Source organism: Edaphobacter sp. HDX4, from assembly GCF_036877565.1.
Lineage (GTDB): Bacteria > Acidobacteriota > Terriglobia > Terriglobales > Acidobacteriaceae > Edaphobacter.
On sequence record NZ_JAEDXW010000027.1, the window covers coordinates 37,607 to 56,010 of the forward strand.

Here is an 18,404-nt window from a genome sequence, read left to right on the forward strand (position 1 = left end):
TTCGCTCAGGATGACACTTTTTGATTGCGGGTACGTGGGCAGATCAGATATTCAGGTTCGAGCTTCGGTTGAATGGCCTACTCATGCGATGAGTCCGCAGGACTGGGGCACCCGGCTTCTCATCGGACTCGCACACGAACTCAACTGAGTACGGTGGGACTGGACTACTCGGAAGTTGGATCGGTCCGCCGAAGTCGTCTTGTATGTAGGATCGCTTCAACTGGCGAGAAGAGCGTTTATCGGTAGCGATGCAGAGGTTGATCTGGCGAATACGATATAGTTTTGCGATGTACCCTAATCCCTACAAGGTTATGGTGGTTGTGGACCGTGCATTCGGAAAGCGATTGGATGGCATCCCGCGGGGTGTCCCAGTGTGGATCGTCGACTCGCCAGCAAATCGGGCTGAGGTAGAGAGGGTGTGGAGAGAGTATCCAGAGCCTAATCATCTCAGAGGTGTCACGCTATTCACTTCCGTAGAGGGTCTCTCAGGGGAACGTTCACTACTTGGCCAGCTCGACACTGTTGATCTGCACCACGGAAAAGATTCCGCTGACCCGCCCTGTAGTGTGTTGGAGGTTGTAGGGGTCGCAATAACTGCAGCGATCCAGACTGCTCTCGAACAACTTGGGTTCAAGGAGATACACCATACAGAGTCCGGGTTTCGAACCGTCCGGTCACCGCGACTGAGCAGGGGAACCCTCTCCTGGCATTCCTGAAACGTATACTGGGTGCCGTGCGATTTACCTCCTCTCAAACCCAAACGCCTCGAAGCCATGCGCACCGCGGCCCGCAAACCCGCGTAAGACCACTTCTTTGCCCAATCCGTCATCACCCTCTACGAGACCTACTATCGCCAGGTCCTTTCGTACGTGGCAGATGAATAACCGTGCTTATCTCAGGGCTAATATCCGGTCCGCCATTTCCGGGTAAAGATTAGCGAAGAAATTAAGATCTAAATTTTCCAAGTCCGCACGCTGCAGGCTGCTCACCGAAGCAAAGAATTTCTCAGAATTCGGGCGATCGTTAGATTTCAAGTACGCGTAAGAAATTGCAAGATTGTGCCAAGCACGGAAATGGCGTCCTCCCTTGATCAGTTTCACTTCCATTAGTACTCCGATTGCATCTGCGTAATGACCTAGGCCTATTTGGCTGTACGCCAGGTTTGACAGAACCCTGTAGTAAGACTCATCCGACGGACTGATTTTCTTTGAAAGGTATTGGAAAACTTTGAATGCTTTGTCAAAGTCTCTTTCCTTCAAGAAGGCCCGGCCGATCTGAATTGCGGACCACGGGTCGCTCAACACAATTAGCTTGTCGATAGTTCCAAAGACGTCATTGAGCATGGTCGCACTGTCGATACCCGCTGCATCCTGTTTTATAGCGATGCGTTCGACTTTTTGCAGAAGCAGCTTGGAAAAATCACTTTGATCTGCGAAATCCATCGGTCCGAAAAGTGCTTCCCTCTTGTGCCACAGAAATAGGAAAAAAGCGAGCGCGATGGTGGTTGGATACAGAACGATGAACCACACCAGTATGAGTGCGAAAGACTTATCCGCCACAATCTTCAAGGATGCTGTCGCAATTGTTTCGATCAAAAAGACGAAAAGAGCAATCACGCCAAGCGGGTTTCGAGGTGTCCATTTATCTCGTGACGTCTCGGGCATATGGCCCTTTCATGAGGCTAAGCAACAACGTGATTGTTCACCGCTCATTCGATAAACGCAAGCGTCTCTGATCCGCCGCCATTTCCGGCACCGCCACTGGGCTCCTCATCGACCCCTCCCTTGAAGCCATGTGCACCGTTGCCGGAAAAGCACGCAAGACCCATTCTGCGCCTAATCCATCATCACTCTTTACGAATCCTTCGACCACCGCACCGGATTGGTAACGACAAGTCGGCTTATAGGAAGCGATCCGTTCACGTGACGCTCAAGGGTGTTTATCAGGAGTAGACGCCTATCGCAGACAGTTGATGAGTGCATTGGCCTTGTATCGCCATTTCCATTTGCGGTCACTCGTCCGGCATGGTGGCAACTCGTCAAAGTGGATGGCAGGACCATGCGCCCGTTTGCAAGGATACATTTTGCGGTTCAAAGCCGCGGATATCAGCCATTCGCCTGTTACTGGAACATGGGTCTAGAGACAGCCAGCTGCAGTTGTGTCGAGCCTGTCCATTTGCTACTTTGGCATGCATGCCGCCGAATGCCCTCGACGATCTGAGCAGTACCATAGAGACTCTTTATCGGTCGGAGTCGGGCAGAATTCTGGCTACGCTGGTGCGTCTGGTCGGCGATCTCGATCTCGCGGAAGAGGCCATGCACGAGGCTTTCGCTGCTGCTCTGGAGAGGTGGCCGCAGACCGGACTTCCCGACAAGCCGCGCCCCTGGCTCATATCGGCTGGGCGATTCAAGGCCATCGACGTGATGCGCCGGCGCGGGCGCTTCGACGCCGCACAGAGTGAGCTGACACTCGAACTCGAAGCGCGCGTCCATGAAACCCTTCAGCAAGCTCCTGAGGAAGAGGAGATGGAGGACGATCGTCTTTGTCTCATCTTCACCTGCTGCCATCCTGCATTGCCATCGGAGGGGCAGGTTGCGCTCACACTGCGTGAGGTCTGCGGCCTGACAACAGAGGAGATTGCCCGGGCATTTCTCGTTACGCCGGCGACGCTTGCTCAACGCATCGTTCGTGCGAAAGCCGTCATCCGCGATAAGGCGATTCCTTACCAGGTGCCGGTGTCGCAGGAGTTATCGGCGAGGCTGGGCGCCGTACTTCAGGTTGTGTACCTGGTCTTCAACGAGGGTTATTCAGCGGAAGCAACAGGAGCTGAGTTGAGCCGCGAGGCGATCCGTCTGGGCAGACTGCTCCTTGATGTTCCAGGTGCGGACCTTCTCCCGGAGCCCGAGGTGATGGGCTTGCTGGGGCTGATGCTGTTGCAGGAATCGCGGCGCTCCGCACGAAGCTCGGCAGAAGGAGAGCTGATCCTGCTGGACCAGCAGGATCGCTCCCTGTGGAATCGAGATCAGATCGCCGAAGGCATCGCGCTCACCGAGAGCGCTCTTCGCTCGCGCCGTTTCGGTGCTTACACCCTGCAGGCGGCTATCGCGGCAGTTCACGCCGAGGCTACCTCGGCAGCGTCCACGGACTGGCGCCAGATCACGCTGCTCTACGACAGACTGATCCGGATTCAGCCATCTCCGGTGGTGGAACTGAACCGTGCAGTTGCCATCGCCATGTACGAAGGTCCGGAGCAGGGGCTTCGTCTCATCGATGACCTTCTGGCGCGCGAGGAACTCGCAAGGTATCACCTCGCGTACTCCGCCCGTGCGGATCTGTGTCGCAGGTTAAGGCGGCTTCCTGAGGCCCGTGCTGCGTATGAGAAGGCGCTTGCCCTGATTCAGCAGGGGGCTCGGCATGAGCCGGAGCGTCGTTTCCTTTCGGGGAGGCTGGAGGAATTGAAATAAAAAATGCCTGCAGAATTTTCAAAAGAAATAAGACTCTGCTGTCGATTTCCCCTCCTCCCGACGACTATAGGGTGAACAATCCAGTGCGCGGATTGCGCTGCTGGCAACCAACATAAGGAGAGATCTATGAAATACATCTGTTTGGGCTACTACGAGCCGGCAAAACACGCGGGCATGACCGAGGACGAGCGAAACGCAATGTTCGACGAATGCTTTGAGTACGACGAACATCTGCGCGCCAACGGGCACTTCGCTGGTGGAGAAGCCCTTGAGCCTTCTGAGACCGCGTTGACCCTGTATTGGAAGAACGGCAAGGTCGCGACAACGGACGGTCCCTATGTGGAAACCAAGGAACAGCTTGGCGGCATCCTCGTGCTTGAGGCACGCGATATGAATCATGCTATCCAGCTCATGTCGCAGCATCCGGCGGTAAAGTATGGGTCGATCTTCGAGATACGTCCGGCCGGCGACTTGAGTGAAATGATGAAGGCGAGCGAGCAGCGACGGCGCAAGCTCACCGCACGCTGAAGTATACGAAGAGCCGGCACAACTATGGCGAGGGAGAGGGTTGGATGTCAAAGGTTCGGGTAGCGGGATTTGGTGTTTCGTTGGACGGCTTCGGCGCTGGAATCGAACAGAGCCTGGAAGATCCGCTGGGGAAGAGGGGACCAGAGATATTTCAGTGGTTCTTTCACACGAAGACCTTTTGCTCCATGCACGGGAAGGAGGGGGGAACCACAGGGGATGTAGACGATATGTTTGCTCAGCGCTCAATGGAGAACTTCGGTGCCTTCATCCTCGGCCGCAACATGTTCGGTCCGGTGCGCGGCCCATGGCCAGATGACTCATGGAAGGGCTGGTGGGGTGACGATCCGCCGTACCACGCACCGACCTTCGTTCTCACGCATTACGAGCGTGAACCTCTGGTGATGGAAGGGGGAACCACCTTCCACTTTGTGATGGGCGGAATCGAGGAAGCGCTGGTCCTTGCGAAGAAGGCTGCCGGCAGCAAAGACGTCAGGATCGGAGGCGGCGTGGACACAGTGCGGCAGTATCTAAGAGCTGGCCTGATCGACTCTCTCCACATCGCGTCGGTACCCGTTCTTCTAGGTCAGGGAGAACTGCTGTTCGATGGTCTGGACCTTCATGCGCTGGGGTTTTCCATAACTGAACGCCAGACTTCGGAATACGCGACCCATCTTGTGCTCGAGAAATGAGAGCCAGGCTCCGTGGCGACGGATCAGTGTCCGTCCCGCTGGGCCTGGCTCATCACGTTAGAGCCTGATCGGTACTGCCGCCGGATCGTAAGTACCCACGGACTTGGGATTCTTGAGCGTCTTGCGGATCTGTTCGCCCACGATCTTGTCCTGGCCTGGGAAGAGCAACATTGCCGTGACGACGAGCGCATTCGGCATTGGGTCCACGCCTTGCGAAGCTCTCGTGGAGCCCGTGTGCGGATTAATCTCGATCGCCGGATCTCCGCTGGCGAGGCGAGCCCGGATCTCTCGCGGCGTTGCTCCGATCACCTTGGGGTCGAACTCCACCACCAGTTGCGGGTAGTGGTTGGCGACCGCAGGGACGATCACGCGCGTCTTCACGGTGGGGACGTCCTTCAGGATCGAGGCCATCACAGCGAGACGGTCGTTGGATTCTTTGAACAGGCTCTCATCGGTCTGCGAGAGAATCCAGTCCACTGCTGCCACCATGCCGACGAGCTGCTCCTTGGCCACCTTCATGCCGCGCGCCACACCTTCCACCGGGGGCAGCATGGCGTTGGCCAGATCCGTGTACTTCTTCTTGCCCAGCAACAGACCCGCGCTCTGCGGGCCCCGAATGCCCTTGCCTCCGGAGAAGCAGACCAGGTCCCACTTCTCAGCAAGCGTCCACAGGTTTGAGATCGGCGGCATGTCTGCTGCGGCATCGAGATGGCAGGGGACGCCGTGTTCTTTCGCCACGGCCAACCAATCTTCCACCGGGATCTTCACCACCTCGGCTGCGTTTTCGTGGTTGGTCATCACGGTGTTCTCGTTGAAGGCACGCTTGTACTCCTCTAGCGTGTTCACGACCACGATCTTCGCGCCGCATAGGACCATCCCCTCGTCGTATCCATACGGGGTCTGCGTGATGATCTCGTTCTTCGGGTATTTGGGCGTGCCGATGAGGCGCGGAATGTCGATCGGGCGGCAGTTGTTCGCTGCCTGAATGCAGGCTGCTGCGGCCATCGTTATCGCCGAGGCTGCTCCGGCGGTAATGCAGCAACCCTCAGCTTTAAGACGGTTGGCGATATAGGCGCCTCCCTTCTTCTGCAGCTCCCGGATATGCACCCACTTCTTGGCGGCAAGCGCAACAGCTTCCTGCACAGGCTCCGGCATACAGGCAGAGCTAAGGTCGGTGTACGTGCCTGCTGCATTGATGAACGTCTGCACGCCGAGCTTGTCGTAGTAGTCCACGCCTGCTGCGGATTTTTCGTGAGTTGTGGCTGCCAGAGCCGGCATGGGAGCCGCCGCCGCTGCCGCCAACGCGGCCTGGGTGCGGAGAAAGCCTCTCCGCGTAACTTTTGTCGTGCTTTGCAAATTCGACATGAACCACCCTTCTTTAAAAAGCCATCGCGCCCTGCCTCTGGCAACACACGTTGCTGATTTGGGACTGTACAGGTGATGTTACCGAAGGAAGCGAAAACGTAATACAGAAACTGGGGACAATTTTCCAACGAGTCCTAAATCACCAATGCGCTCATTGAGAAAGCCACACAGACGATGAAAGTCGCCATCTCGTAGACTTGGCCGAAGGCTGTCCGACAACACCTTCATTCGGCAACCTCCCGAGACATAGATCGGTCTGAAGAGCTCGATGAGTGCTAAGCCCTGTAATCACCATTCGAGGTAACTTCGGATCGAGCGTGATCAGAAAGAGCTTCCAGAAGCGGAATCACAGATTGCTTCCGCTATGATTTCTAATCATCAGTCACAAGAAGGGATGAGGCCAGCATTGAATTTACTGCCCGAAGTCCCCAGTACATCGGATCCGACCTTAGATCGTGCAATCTCACGAGCTGTCAAACGCTTAACACCGTTCCTGATGCTCATGTATGTCGTTTCCTTTCTTGACCGCTCGAATATCGGTTTTGCAAAACAGGCGCTGGAGACATCGGTAGGCATCTCCGAAAGTATCTACGCTTTGGGCGCGGGTCTGTTTTTCATCAGCTATTCGTTATGCGGATTCCCCAGCAACCTGATCCTTCATAAGGTGGGTGCGAAAAAGTGGCTGGCTTTCCTTATGGTGGGATGGGGGATGGTGTCGATGGCCAACATGTTGGTGAGCGGCGCCACTTCGTTTTATCTGTTACGGCTGCTGCTCGGCGTGTTGGAAGCAGGTTTTTTCCCAGGTACGATTCTCTACCTGACCTATTGGTTTCCCAACAGCATTCGCGGCCAGGTTCTTGGACTGTTCTACCTGGGTGTTCCGCTTGCGCTTATCCTGGGAGGCCCGCTCTCAGGTCTGCTGCTTGAGATACGCCCGTTGTTCGGGCTTCAGAGTTGGCAGTGGATGTTTCTCGTGGAAGGCTTGATGGCTGTCGTTCTCGGGCTGTTCGCGTTTTGGTATCTAGATAATAGGCCGGCGAATGCTTCATGGCTGTCGGCCGAGGAGAAACAAGCGCTGGCAAATGCATTGGCGCTTGAGGAGGAGGAGCGGCGCTCGACCGGGCCCGCGAAGATTCTCCCCATGTTCCGCAATCTTCGAGTCATGCACTTCCTGCTGATCTATGCCCTCATCCAGGTCAGTACCTACGGGGCGGTCTTCTATCTCCCTGCCGAGGTATCGGCCCTTCTGCATAGACCCGTGGGGATTGAAGTCGGCCTGGTCTCGGCCATTCCATGGATCTGCACGCTGGTTGCTGTCTATTTCCTGCCGCGCGTTGCCGATAAGTTGCATCGGCATCGTCAACTCGCATCGCTGATTCTGATGATTTCGGGCTGCGCAAGTTTGGCGTTCCCCACTACCGGGCCGCGCATGGGGCTTGCCATGCTTTCGCTAGCGGCCGCTGGTTTTATTGCCGTGCAACCGCTTTTCTGGATGTTTCCGACGAGATACCTTGCTGATCGCGCAGCGGCCGGTGGTATCGCCTTGATAGGAATGGGCAATCTGGGGGGATTTCTTGCACCCAACCTGAAGGTCTGGGCCGACGAGCATTTTGGCTCACAACACGCAGGCTTGTATCTTCTGGCTGGACTTACGATTTTGAACGCGGGCTTGATCGCGCGCGTCAAAGATCGCCGCGCGGCCAGAAACGCAACGTGAGACTTCTGCTTGAGGACAAGATAATTCCACCCAGATCCGCCTGTCGAGTATCTCAATCGGTGCGAAATCGCCAATGCACTCATCGAGACAGGCTGGATTAGTGCTTTGCCCTGTTGTCACCAATTGACACGCCTCCCGAGCGGAGCTATGCTCCGGACGCCAGTCCGCCTTCGGGGTTTTGGGGTTCAATGGACAGGGCCGGCACGCAACTCCCCGCTATTGAATTCAGGCACTGGATCGCCGATCTAAGCGTGTAAACCGAGATAAGAAGCGCCGATTGACAGGGTATAAGCGAACGTACATCACTCATCTGACCAGTGAAACGGCAACGAGAAATTCGGGCTCGATCCTGCAATCACGAAAAATTCCGGTCATTTGGTCCAGCAGATGAGGTGCTCGTGTTCATTTTAGGCCTGAAGGCGATGCGGACATTGGCGACGGAAGTTGTTCTTACAGAATGCCCGGGCTGGCACCAAGTCGCATGGGTCTAAGCGAAAGGTGGAACATGCAAAGCAGATTGCGGAGCCCTGTTAGCGGCGCTGGTTTCCGAGTTCGCCCGGCTAATCGCCAGACTGCTCTCAAGACAACCAGGTGAAAGTCGATTCTCGTCGATCAGAAGGATAGCCTTGCACCGAATTGGAACTGCCGCATGTCAGAGGCGGCGGTCTCCTGACCGGCGGCGGTGTAGAGCAGATTTACGTCCAGCGTATTGTTTTTATTGATGATGTTGAAGATATCCATCGTGAATTGCAGCGATAGCTCGTGTGAGAAGGTGAAAGCCCTAGCTAGGCGGAGATCGGTAAAGACGGTAAAAGGCTTAGTCGCGATGTTGCGGCCGAGCGTTCCATTGAAGGAGCTGCTGTCAATGGCGGCATTGGCTGGCGCATCGATGTAGCACGGTAAATTGAAGGCTCCGGTAGGCGAGTATTTCGAGAGCACAGGACTCGTACCGCAGCTGGTGGGAAGGCTGTCAGGCAGGACGGCGTTCGGGCGGTCGGTGAGCGGATCGAAGTCGAAGTTGGTGTCCGTGCCGGTGAGGACATTGAAAGGGCGGCCGGAGGATATCTCGAAGATCGGGGCGACCGTGACTCTGGAAAAGGCGGTCGAGACGAAGCCTGTACCCCCGACATGACCCGAGTTGTAGACGCCGGAGAGGACGAAGCGGTTACGTTGATCGAAAGTGGAGTTGCTGCGCTCGGCGTTGGGGTTGAAGTTGTTCTGCGGAGCGTCGGAGTTGGAGACGACATCGGTGGAATCGTCGATCGCGTGCGACCAGGTGTAGCTAACGAGGAACTCGTATTTGGAGGAGAAACGCGTCCTGAGGTTCACGCTGAGACCGTTGTAGCTGGATGTTCCGCTGGTCAAATTGGGCGCCATGTCACCGAACGGGACGGCGAGCCCGACGCCAAGGCCGTCCGCGGTAGCGATCTGGCTGGCGAGGGCGACGCACTGGCGTGCACCCTGGCTGCTGAGGAATGGCCCGAGCGAGGCGTTCAGGCCCGAATTGCGGAAGAAATTGAGCAGTGGCGGCGATACATAGGGGCCGCGGGGACCGGCTCCGCAGGGAATGGTGCCGCTGGCGGTGGCGACGGTGAGAGGATTCGAGGTACCGCTGGCTACGGCGGTCTGTGGAGTTCCGGGCAGGACAGATGCCGTTCCGGCGTTGACGGCGGCGACGGCGTTGCGCCAGTTAGTGACGAGCAGCGACGGATTGACGGCGTTGACGTTGATGGGCCGGTTGAGATGGCGGCCTCCGGTGGAGTTAAAAACGATGTTCAGGGAGAGATCGTGGCCGAGGTCTTGCTCGATCCCGAAGGATATCTGCTGGACATACGGGGTGACGTAGTTGAGATCCGCAAGCAGGCCGGACGGCAGGATGGCGAGCGGAAAGCCGGAGGAGAGGAAGTTCTGATTGATGAAGAGGGAGGCAGTGTTGTTAGGGTCGAACCGCTGCTGACCTGGCAGGTAATTCAGGCCTGCGACGGGGAGGCAGTTGGCCTTTGAGAGCGAGCCCTGAAAGGCGTTGGTAGCGTTCAGATTCAAGGGACTGATGGTGCTGGCCGCGGTGCAGGGCGCTCCGCCGGCTACGATCACCAAGGGTACCGTATAGGAGTTGAAGATCATGGATTGCGCCTCGAGATTTCCCGGGGCGCGATCGTAGAAAAGGCCATAGTTGGCGCGGATTACTGTCTTGCCGTCTCCCCGAGGGCCGTACGCGAGACCGATGCGCGGGGCAAAGTTGGTGTCCTGCAGGCGAATACCCTGGCGAACGCCATAGGCTCGCTCGGCCGCGTAGGTGTTGGCATTGAGCGCGCCCTTGGTCGGGAAGGCCTCGATGTCGTAGCGGATGCCTGCGTTCAGGGTGAGTCTGTTAGTCATGCGCCAGCTGTCCTGCAGGAAGGCGCCGAGAACCTTCAGGTCGTAATAGAACTCGGTAATACCGATGCCCTGCACGAAGGACTGCGGGATGCCGAGGCCGTACGTCTGGATCGGCGAGAAGCCGGGCAGGCCCGCCAACTGGGGCGATATGTCTGTCGCGTTGAGCCCGGCGAAGGTGTACTCGCCACCGCCGTAGAGCTGTCCCTGTTTCAAATCGATGGGAATGTAGCGGAGGTCGATGCCGGTCTTGAAGGTGTGGGCTCCGCGAGTGTAGGTGAAGTTGTCCTGAAGCTGAGTCTGGTATTCGATCCGGTCGACCACGGAGAAAGGGGTCTTGCCGAAGTAGGCGAAGCCGGGGATATTGACAGCCACGCCGCTGCCTCCCCCCGAGGGAGAGTTGGCAAACCGAACTGGATGGCGGGCGAACTGGATGTGGAGTTCATTCATCTTATTCGGGCCAACAGTGACGGTGTGCTGACCGACGATGGAGTAGTCGTGGAGGGTCTGGGTCGCCGTACGAGAGAAAGAATTTTCGCCTAGATTCTGGTTCGCGGCGCTCTCCTGAATGCCGCTGATAAAGCTCGGGCTGGCACTACCGCGCAGCATGAGTTGCTGGTTCTTGGTGAGTTTGTGGTCCAGACGCAGCGAATAGATCTCCGTCTTCTCCGAGATCGGGAAGTTGCCGATGAGGCTGTTGAGCGGAGTGAAGGACGCCGGCGTCACCTGACCCGAGGTGACGAATCTGTTTGCGCCGATGGTGGGCTGCAGGAATGCGGGATTCTGGCCCGTAAGAGCGAGCGAAGAACTGGAGCCAACCATCGCGACATATTGCTGGGTGCCGGGAGTGGTGGGCGGTGCCGCGGCGAGAAAGGACTTCTGCTGGGCGGTCCCCTGGACGGTCAGCGCGCCCGCGGGATCTCCGTAAAACCTGCTGACATCGATGCTGGTTAGGTTGAAGTTATTCCTGCCGATGACGGAGAAGCCGCTCTCCTGTCGGCGAGTGATCTCGGTTCCGAAGAAGTAGAAGGTCCTGTCCCGCTTGACGGGTCCGCCTAGGGTAAAACCGGCTTGCACGCGGGTATACGCAGGCTGGTAGACCGTGCTGAACGGGTTTGTGGCCTGGATATACCTGTTGCGGAGAAAGCCGAACGCGCTGCCGTGCGTGGTGTTGCTTCCGGATTTCGTGACGATATTCACAACTCCACCGGCGGCGCGTCCGTACTCGGCGACGAAACCGTTGGTGATGATCTGGAACTCCTGCACCGCGTCCTGCGAGACGGTCGAGCGGGTTCCTCCGGAGATGTAGTCGCCGACGTCCGCCCCATCGACATTGACGGAGTTTGACCGGGCGCGGACACCTCCGAAGTTCAGACCCGAGGTGGGGATGGCCCCGATGGAAGGTGCTGCGTCACGAGCGATCTGGGAGTTAGTGAGCGTGAAGTTGATGTAGTTGCGGCCGTTGATGGGCAGATTATTGATGCGCACCTGATCGACAGTGGTGGATTGCGAGCTGCGTTGCGTCTCGATGATGTCGGCACCGGAGGTTACGGTGATGGTCTGGGCACTGCCAATTGTGAGGGAAAGGGGCAGCTGGGCCTTCTCACCCGTGGTGAGAACGACGTTCTTGCTGACAAAAATATTGAAGCCCGGAGCGGTGGTCGTGACGGTGTAGGTGCCGGGGGGCAGAAGGAGAAGCTGGTAGTTGCCTTGATCGTCGCTTACGGTGGAGCGGGAGAAGCCCTTGGACTCATCCGTCGCAGTTACGGCTGCCTTGGGAATCATAGCGCCGGTCTGGTCGCGCACGGTGCCGCTAAGTTCTGCGGTGGAGATGCTCTGTGCCTGTACGCTGACGGTCAGGGTAGACGCAAAGGCGAGGATTACGGCGAAATAGATGATAGGAAAATACCGCGTCTTGCGAGTGGACATGGATTGTCCCCCTTGTCGCTCAGCCGCGCCACGCAGCTCGCAAGCTAAGGCGCTGGCACGTTTAGTAGAGCGAAGTTCTACAGCAATGAACATTCATCTTGCAAGGGGCACTGCAATTGGGAGGCTATAGTCAATTGTCTCGCTCCCGAATACTCGAAATATCTGGCGGGCACCTGTCGTTGTTCTAATCAAGCGGCGCACTCTTTGCTAATCATTGGCTGGAACCGCGATGGTCAGAGCGCGTTGCTGTCTACGAAATCCCAAATCGCCCGCGCAGCTTCGTGACGCCCGTCGAGGCTATCGTGCTCGGATTTGAGACGGGCTGCGCCTTGCCGGTACGAGGGCACCTCGAGAACCCGGCTTACGGCCTGACAGATTTTCTCAGGAGTCCACTGGCGCTTTGGAATTCGAATACCTGCACCGCTGTTGGCCACATTGTCCAAGTTGGTGCATTGCTCAACCTGCATGCCTACCCCGACGATCGGCGTACCTGCGCCAACCGCCGTCTGCACAGTCCCTTGGCCGCCATGGATGACGGCAGCATCTGCCATTGCGTTTACCTGATGCGCGGGGATAAAGGCATCTGTAAGCAGAATGTGCGGGGGAACCGTCAGATGCTGCCGCACCTCTGAAAGCGAGCAGATTCGTGGTGCGACGATGACGACCGCTCGGACTCGCATGATCGCAAGCGCCTCAACGGCAGCAAGGAGATAAGGCTTTTCGCCGCTGCTCCCCATGCTGACGAAGATTCGATTGTGCGGACCGGGCGAGAACATTTCCCGGATTGCCAGGTCAACGTCTATTTCCGGCGGTCGACTGAACAGCGGTCCTGTAATTCGGGTATTCGGACCGACGTCCTGGCCCCGATAGAAAGCGGGTAGATCCGTCACCAACTGCAAAGGCGCCGCCAGCATGTCGAATAAATCAGGGCGAGCGAGACGCCAACCGTGTTCGCGGCCGGCAGCCGCAAAGGTCGGCTGCTTGAAAAACCCCTTGCTGAGCATCGCGGCCGATAACAGCTTTGTGAACGCCCTTCGAACTGGTGAGGGCGCACGAGTAGTGAGCGCGTTGTCGAAGTCGTCAGGCAAGTCCTTGAGCAAATGCCGGCGTACCCAAGGCTCATATGCCGGAAAGGGTAAGTAGACGACCCACGGAACCTGGAGAATCTGGGCGGCTATCCCCACGGGTGGGACAAAGCCGCAGACGACGAGATCGGGACGCCAGGCGATGATCTCGTCCATTACAGCCCCGACAAAGCGACACGCGGTTCCGCGGTTAGAGACGAGTTCCGCAGCCTTGTGATCTGCAGCCATGATCCCGGAGACGATCCCTTCATCAAGATGCAGTGGGAGGCGATGAGCTTCGAGACCGGAAGCGATAATCTGCGGTGCGTAGTCATGGCTGCTGCTCGAGTAGGCCAACCTGACGGTGACCTCGCGTTGTCGTTCACTGCTTTGAGCAACCAGAGCGCGGCACAGTTCGATTCCACGAGTCGTCTCGCCTGCATTGAATGCAGGCAGGAAGCACGCGACCCTGAGCGGCGCTCGAATTCGCCCGTCATCACGGCTAAGGGTCCGATTGCCTGAAGGGGGAACACTCATTGTTCGGTGCCGCGGTTCGAGTTCATCGTCTGGCGTCTCACATTCCGGCTGAACTGGAAATTCGATGGCTCAATGGTGACTGATAAGGCCGCGGCTGCCGCGCATACGAACGAACGAAGGCGTTGAGTATCTGGGAGTCGAAGAGTGCAAAGGCGATTCGGCATAAATCTAACTGCGGCACCTAAGAACCCGCACCTCGCAACCAGTGATTCTGCTCGGCTACGGTGTGTTCCATCTCGCATCGCTATTCGATTTCAACAATCGGTGTATCGTACGGCAGCACGCCGATTTCCCGATGGGGCTAAGGCGTCGCCGGTGGCTGATCGGCAAGGAATACGAATTCCGCCCGAGCGGTATCCGGCGTTACTGAAATCGGATCATCAAGGTGAATGACCGCTTTCTCTTTGTCGTAACGTGGCCACCTGGGCAGTCCCTTTCCGTTAGGATCTCCCGTGCGAGCGAAGTTGCTCCAGTAAGTGACGACCTCGTCGCTGAGCTTGCGATCCGCCGGTTGCCATGTTGCCCCCTGCCGGACATCGAGTGTGCCGAAGACGTACTCCAACTCCGTGGAGTGGAAAGCGTATTTGCCTGTCGGGTGCAGGTGCTCTGCCGGACCGGGACGATCGAAGCGGAAGCGATAGACAGGATCCTGTCCTGTCTTACTCTGTGCTTCCGCCCACCTCCAGGCGCCGAGGGCGATGAATCCGTCGGTGGTGAAGTCGTCCGCGGAACGGATCGCCTGCTCGTCCGTGCCTGTCGGAAACGCGGCGAGGAATTCATCTGCCTTCGCGCCGTAGTGCTCTTTGGCGTAGGTCTTCCATTTCTCCGCCGTCATGTCTTTAGAAAGACTGCCGGCACGTTCGTCGCGGTTCCACCCGATGATGGAAGGCACATGCGCCTGAAGGCCCGCCGCGTATGCCTCAGGTAGAGATTCCGGCAGGAATGCACCGTCTACGACCGGTGAAAATCCAATGCCGCGTTGCTTCTGCAGGGCTTCGAGAATCTTTTCGGCAGGCATCGCGCGCAGGTCTTTCAGGCTTTGCGTGCCCAGGGAGCCCACGAATGCCTCGTCGCGCTTCGCCCGTTCGTTCCGAGCAGTCATCGGGATCGCGCCGCCGAAAAAGGCTCCGCTTTCGCCAATGACTTTGTTGAAGAGACCTCGCGCAGAGGGAGCTACCATCAGCGCGCTGACAGCAAACGAGCCTGCGCTTTCGCCGAAGATGGTGACGTTATTCGGATCGCCGCCAAAAACAGCAATGTTGGATTTCACCCAACGTAATGCTGCAACTTGATCCATCAAGCCGTAGTTCCCGGCGTGTCCGCCCTGCTCTTTGGCGAGGTCTTCACTGGCGAGGAAGCCAAAGATATTCAAGCGGTAGTTCAGGGTGACGACAATCACTCCTTTTGTCACTAATGCCGGATTGGTATACCGCGGTTCAGATCCGGCGCCTGCAAGAAATCCTCCCCCATGGATCCATACCATGACAGGCAGGCTGTTGCCTTGCTTTGCCGATGCCGGAGCATAGACGTTCAGATAGAGACAATCTTCAGAGGGGCCTGGGTCAGTAAAGATGTAATCGTCCCAGACGTGCCATTGCGCGCACCGGTGGCCGAACTTTGTCGCGTCGCGAACCCCGGCCCATCTTGCCGGAAGCTCCGGGGCCTTCCAGCGCAGATCGCCGACCGGAGGCCTGGCATAAGGCAGTCCAAGAAAGGCCTTTTCTTTCCCGCCGCGAATCCACTTGCCGGTGGCTCCTCCTTGCATGGTTCTCACCGTTGGTGCGGCTGTCTGAGCGCACAGAAGGCTCGAGAAACAAACCGTGGCGAATAGGTGAATGGAAAGATTTTTGAGAGCCGTCACCAGGTGACCTCCGAATTCAACAACACAATATTTATCAGTTGTGACGGGCGTAAACAATCGTGCTCTCTACCGACCCTGAGATAGCCCTTGTGTTTACTAATCCCGACTTCAGTTGGCGAGAACAGGGCAAGACACTCGTCGAGGAGCATTTCGGGGCGGGAGTATCGGCAACTCGGACAATGCGACACGTGTGGATCGCGTTGGGGCTTTTGCTCACCATATTCACCGTCCTTGATCAAGCGCTTGCGCTCAGTTCAATCCCGATTCGGTCGTTCACAGCCAATCGGATGCGCTGCTTGCAGCCGAGATACCGTTCTGTGGTTTGAGACGGACAAATGGCCCAGGAGGAACTGGTCTGTTCCAGTTCGCCTCCAGCGGCGTGGCAGAGCCGAGCGCATCATGTGCGACGTAGGTCATGGGGCGCTAGCATAGCGATACCGGCCAGGTTGGCTGCGCTTTTCACGATGTGCCAAACCGCTTTCTCGGTGAGTCCCGGACCCCATGCCCGGTCCATCTTGTTTACTTTCCGGAAGATCCTACCGTGGATCACGCCTGCGGCGCTCAGCCACTCCTCAATGAGCATCCTGACCCAGTCCCGCACAGAAACCGTCCGGACGTGGGTACCTTTTCCGACCAGATCCACGATCGCCCAGTGCTCCTCCCGCTGCTGTAAGTGCTCGAGCGTGAGCATTACGGCCTCATGCCTCCTAAGGCCGCAGGCCAACAGGAGGGCGAGCATAGCCCTGTCCCGCTTCTCCCTGAGAGTGTTGCCGGTCGGCGCACTCCAGACGGGCGTAGACTGCTCCGCCGTCAGCCAGTTACCAAGACGGACTCCAAGCTTCTTCACTCCTTTGACACAGCGGACCCCAGCTGCAGCGTCTGGACTGAGAAGGCCACAATCTGCCGCCTCATAGGCCAGACGACGCACAGCTCCTAACCTAAGATTGACCGTTCCTGGAGCTAAACCGCGACATTCCAGGTGATTACGGTATCGCCCCGCTGCTGGGCGTCACCAAGCGCGGCAACCGCTATCTCCGCAAGGTGCTGGTGCATGGCGCCCTGGCAGCCGTGTTGCGCATCAAGCGTGACCGGGTTTCGATCGGGTCTTGGATGGATAGGTTGGAGCACCGGGCCCATCGCAACATCCTGATCGTGGCCATGGCCAACAAGCTGGCACGCATCAGCTGGGCCGTGCTGTCCAGCGGTGAAGACTACAGACCTTGGCCTCAGCTGCCCACGGCAGCCTAAGCCCTGGCCGCACCACCACAAGCTTCCCCGCAAGGTCTGCAACGGAAAACCAACGATGAAAGAACAGCCCCCAACGGTATGTCTCAAACCTGTAACCGCGAAGGCCCTCCATGGCCGGCCGACTAGCAAGGAAGACACGCAGCGCATCTCATAGTGGCCCGGAGCGACGGCTCCCTCAAGAGGCTTGATACATTTGTGCAGACTCTCTCTCCTCGAAGGCTACCCTCTTGCAGTCAGGCGGCGGACCATACATTGCGGTAACATCGAGTGCGCCGCTTGCGCTGCATTTTGAAATTCGTTCGGCGCCACGGAACAGAGATGTGCTCGAGGTTTGGCCGTGACTCTGAATGTCCGTTCAATAACTGGAAGGGTCCTGTTGCTCATCACCATGCTTGGCGCTCCATCGATCGCACAGGAACTCCAGATCAGTAATACCTGCACGGCGAGCGAGCACCGGCTGCTTCTCGCGAGTGACGGCAAAGCACTCCCGATCTATGTAGCTCCAGACGAACCAGAACTACTGCGCCTGTCCGCTAACGCGTTTGCGGCCGATGTCGAAAGAGTGACCGGTGTCCGCCCTAAGCTCGTCAGCTCTTTGGACGGGGTTCGGGACGTCATCATCGTTGGAACATTCGACAAATCGCCTCAGATCACTGAGCTGGCGAAGGACGGCAAGCTGGACCTTTCTCGGATCCGCGGCAAATGGGAGAGTTCGATCACGGCTTCACTTGACCACCCAACGACACGGTTAGATCATGCACTGGTTATCGCGGGCAGCGATCGTCGGGGAGCTGCGTTCGCACTTTTTGCTCTTGCTCGACAGATGGGGGTGTCGCCCTGGGAGTGGTGGGCAGATGTCCCTGTGCATCACGCCGAGGCCTTGTGCCTGAATTTCGGGACGACATGGCAGGGTGAACCATCAGTCCGCTATCGCGGTATTTTTCTCAACGATGAAGACTGGGGGTTGCGGCCCTGGGCGGCGAAGAAAATGGATCCGGAGTTGCGTAACATCGGCCCGCATACCTATGAACACGTCTTTGAGCTTCTGCTCCGATTGCGAGCCAATAGTCTATGGCCCGCGATGCATCCTGGCACACTTCCTTTCAACGCAATTCCTGAGAACGCCCGGCTCGCAGACGAGTGGGGAATAGTCATGGGCTCATCGCATTCTGAAGCGATGCTGCGCAACAACGTTGGCGAGTGGGATGAAGCGCGTGATGGCCCGTGGAACTACCAAACGAATCGCCAAGCCATCGATAATTATTGGAGACAACGCCTGGTTGAGAACGGCAAGTACGAAAACTTTTATACGGTCGGGATGCGCGGTCTCCACGACAGCGGTCTGGAGGCAAGAGGAACGGACCAGGACAAAGCGCGCCTGGTAGATGAATCGATTTCGTCGCAGCGACGTATGTTGGCCACACAAGTGAATCCGCAGGTGGAACGAGTTCCGCAGGTGTTCTGGCTTTATAAGGAATCGTTGGACCTTTATCGCGCCGGAATGAAGATACCGGACGACGTTACGCTGGGCTGGACCGACGACAACTATGGTTACCTGCGCCAGCTTTCGTCAGCCGAGGAGCAGAAGCGATCTGGCGGTTCCGCGGTTTACTACCATGTGTCGTA

12 protein-coding genes are annotated in these 18,404 nt (G+C 57.5%); 5 read left to right on the plus strand and 7 right to left on the minus strand.

The genetic code is table 11. From position 1 onward, the window contains the following. Positions 1–890 precede the first annotated feature (890 nt). On the minus strand, positions 891–1,664 hold the full coding sequence (locus tag JAO29_RS20155; RefSeq protein WP_334270067.1) for a tetratricopeptide repeat protein: 774 nt from the start codon (positions 1,662–1,664) through the stop codon (positions 891–893). Between the two features lie 528 nt (positions 1,665–2,192). Here JAO29_RS20155 and JAO29_RS20160 point away from each other — a divergent pair. The 3 genes from JAO29_RS20160 (at position 2,193) to JAO29_RS20170 (ending at position 4,681) form a co-directional block, all read left to right on the plus strand. Continuing rightward, the gene (locus tag JAO29_RS20160) at positions 2,193–3,464 is read left to right on the plus strand and encodes an RNA polymerase sigma factor (protein ID WP_334270068.1); all 1,272 of its coding nucleotides are present in this window, start codon (positions 2,193–2,195) and stop codon (positions 3,462–3,464) included. Positions 3,465–3,590: 126 nt separating this feature from the next. Further along, a complete protein-coding gene (locus JAO29_RS20165) occupies positions 3,591–3,992 on the plus strand; it encodes a YciI family protein (RefSeq protein ID WP_334270069.1) in 402 nt (133 codons plus the stop codon). A gap of 44 nt (positions 3,993–4,036) precedes the next feature. Further along, complete coding sequence (locus JAO29_RS20170; RefSeq protein ID WP_334270070.1) at positions 4,037–4,681, plus strand: dihydrofolate reductase family protein; 645 nt, start codon at positions 4,037–4,039, stop codon at positions 4,679–4,681. A gap of 57 nt (positions 4,682–4,738) precedes the next feature. On the opposite strand, the gene JAO29_RS20175 is transcribed toward JAO29_RS20170, so the two are convergent. Next, complete coding sequence (locus JAO29_RS20175) at positions 4,739–6,046, minus strand: selenocysteine synthase (RefSeq protein ID WP_334270071.1); 1,308 nt, start codon at positions 6,044–6,046, stop codon at positions 4,739–4,741. A gap of 406 nt (positions 6,047–6,452) precedes the next feature. On the opposite strand from JAO29_RS20175, the gene JAO29_RS20180 reads away from it, so the two are divergent. After that, positions 6,453–7,763, plus strand: a complete 1,311-nt coding sequence (locus JAO29_RS20180) for an MFS transporter (protein ID WP_334270072.1) — start codon at positions 6,453–6,455, stop codon at positions 7,761–7,763. Positions 7,764–8,375: 612 nt separating this feature from the next. Here JAO29_RS20180 and JAO29_RS20185 read toward each other — a convergent pair. From JAO29_RS20185 to JAO29_RS20205, 5 genes are all read right to left on the minus strand, one after another. Continuing rightward, complete coding sequence (locus tag JAO29_RS20185; protein WP_334270073.1) at positions 8,376–12,068, minus strand: TonB-dependent receptor; 3,693 nt, start codon at positions 12,066–12,068, stop codon at positions 8,376–8,378. 233 nt (positions 12,069–12,301) lie between these two features. Continuing rightward, entirely contained in the window at positions 12,302–13,669 is a 1,368-nt protein-coding gene (locus tag JAO29_RS20190; protein ID WP_334270074.1) for a glycosyltransferase, read from the minus strand. Positions 13,670–13,970: 301 nt separating this feature from the next. Beyond that, a complete protein-coding gene (locus JAO29_RS20195) occupies positions 13,971–15,530 on the minus strand; it encodes a carboxylesterase/lipase family protein (RefSeq protein WP_334270075.1) in 1,560 nt (519 codons plus the stop codon). 397 nt (positions 15,531–15,927) lie between these two features. After that, positions 15,928–16,377 carry a tyrosine-type recombinase/integrase gene (locus JAO29_RS20200; RefSeq protein ID WP_334270076.1) on the minus strand — a complete coding sequence of 150 codons (450 nt, stop codon included), beginning with the start codon at positions 16,375–16,377 and terminating at the stop codon, positions 15,928–15,930. A gap of 113 nt (positions 16,378–16,490) precedes the next feature. Then, positions 16,491–16,667: a hypothetical protein gene (locus JAO29_RS20205; protein WP_334270077.1), complete on the minus strand. Its 177-nt coding sequence runs from the start codon at positions 16,665–16,667 to the stop codon at positions 16,491–16,493. Positions 16,668–17,154: 487 nt separating this feature from the next. Here JAO29_RS20205 and JAO29_RS20210 point away from each other — a divergent pair. After that, positions 17,155–18,404, plus strand: a 1,250-nt coding sequence (locus JAO29_RS20210; protein ID WP_334270078.1) for a glycosyl hydrolase 115 family protein, incomplete at its 3' end; no start/stop codon positions are given.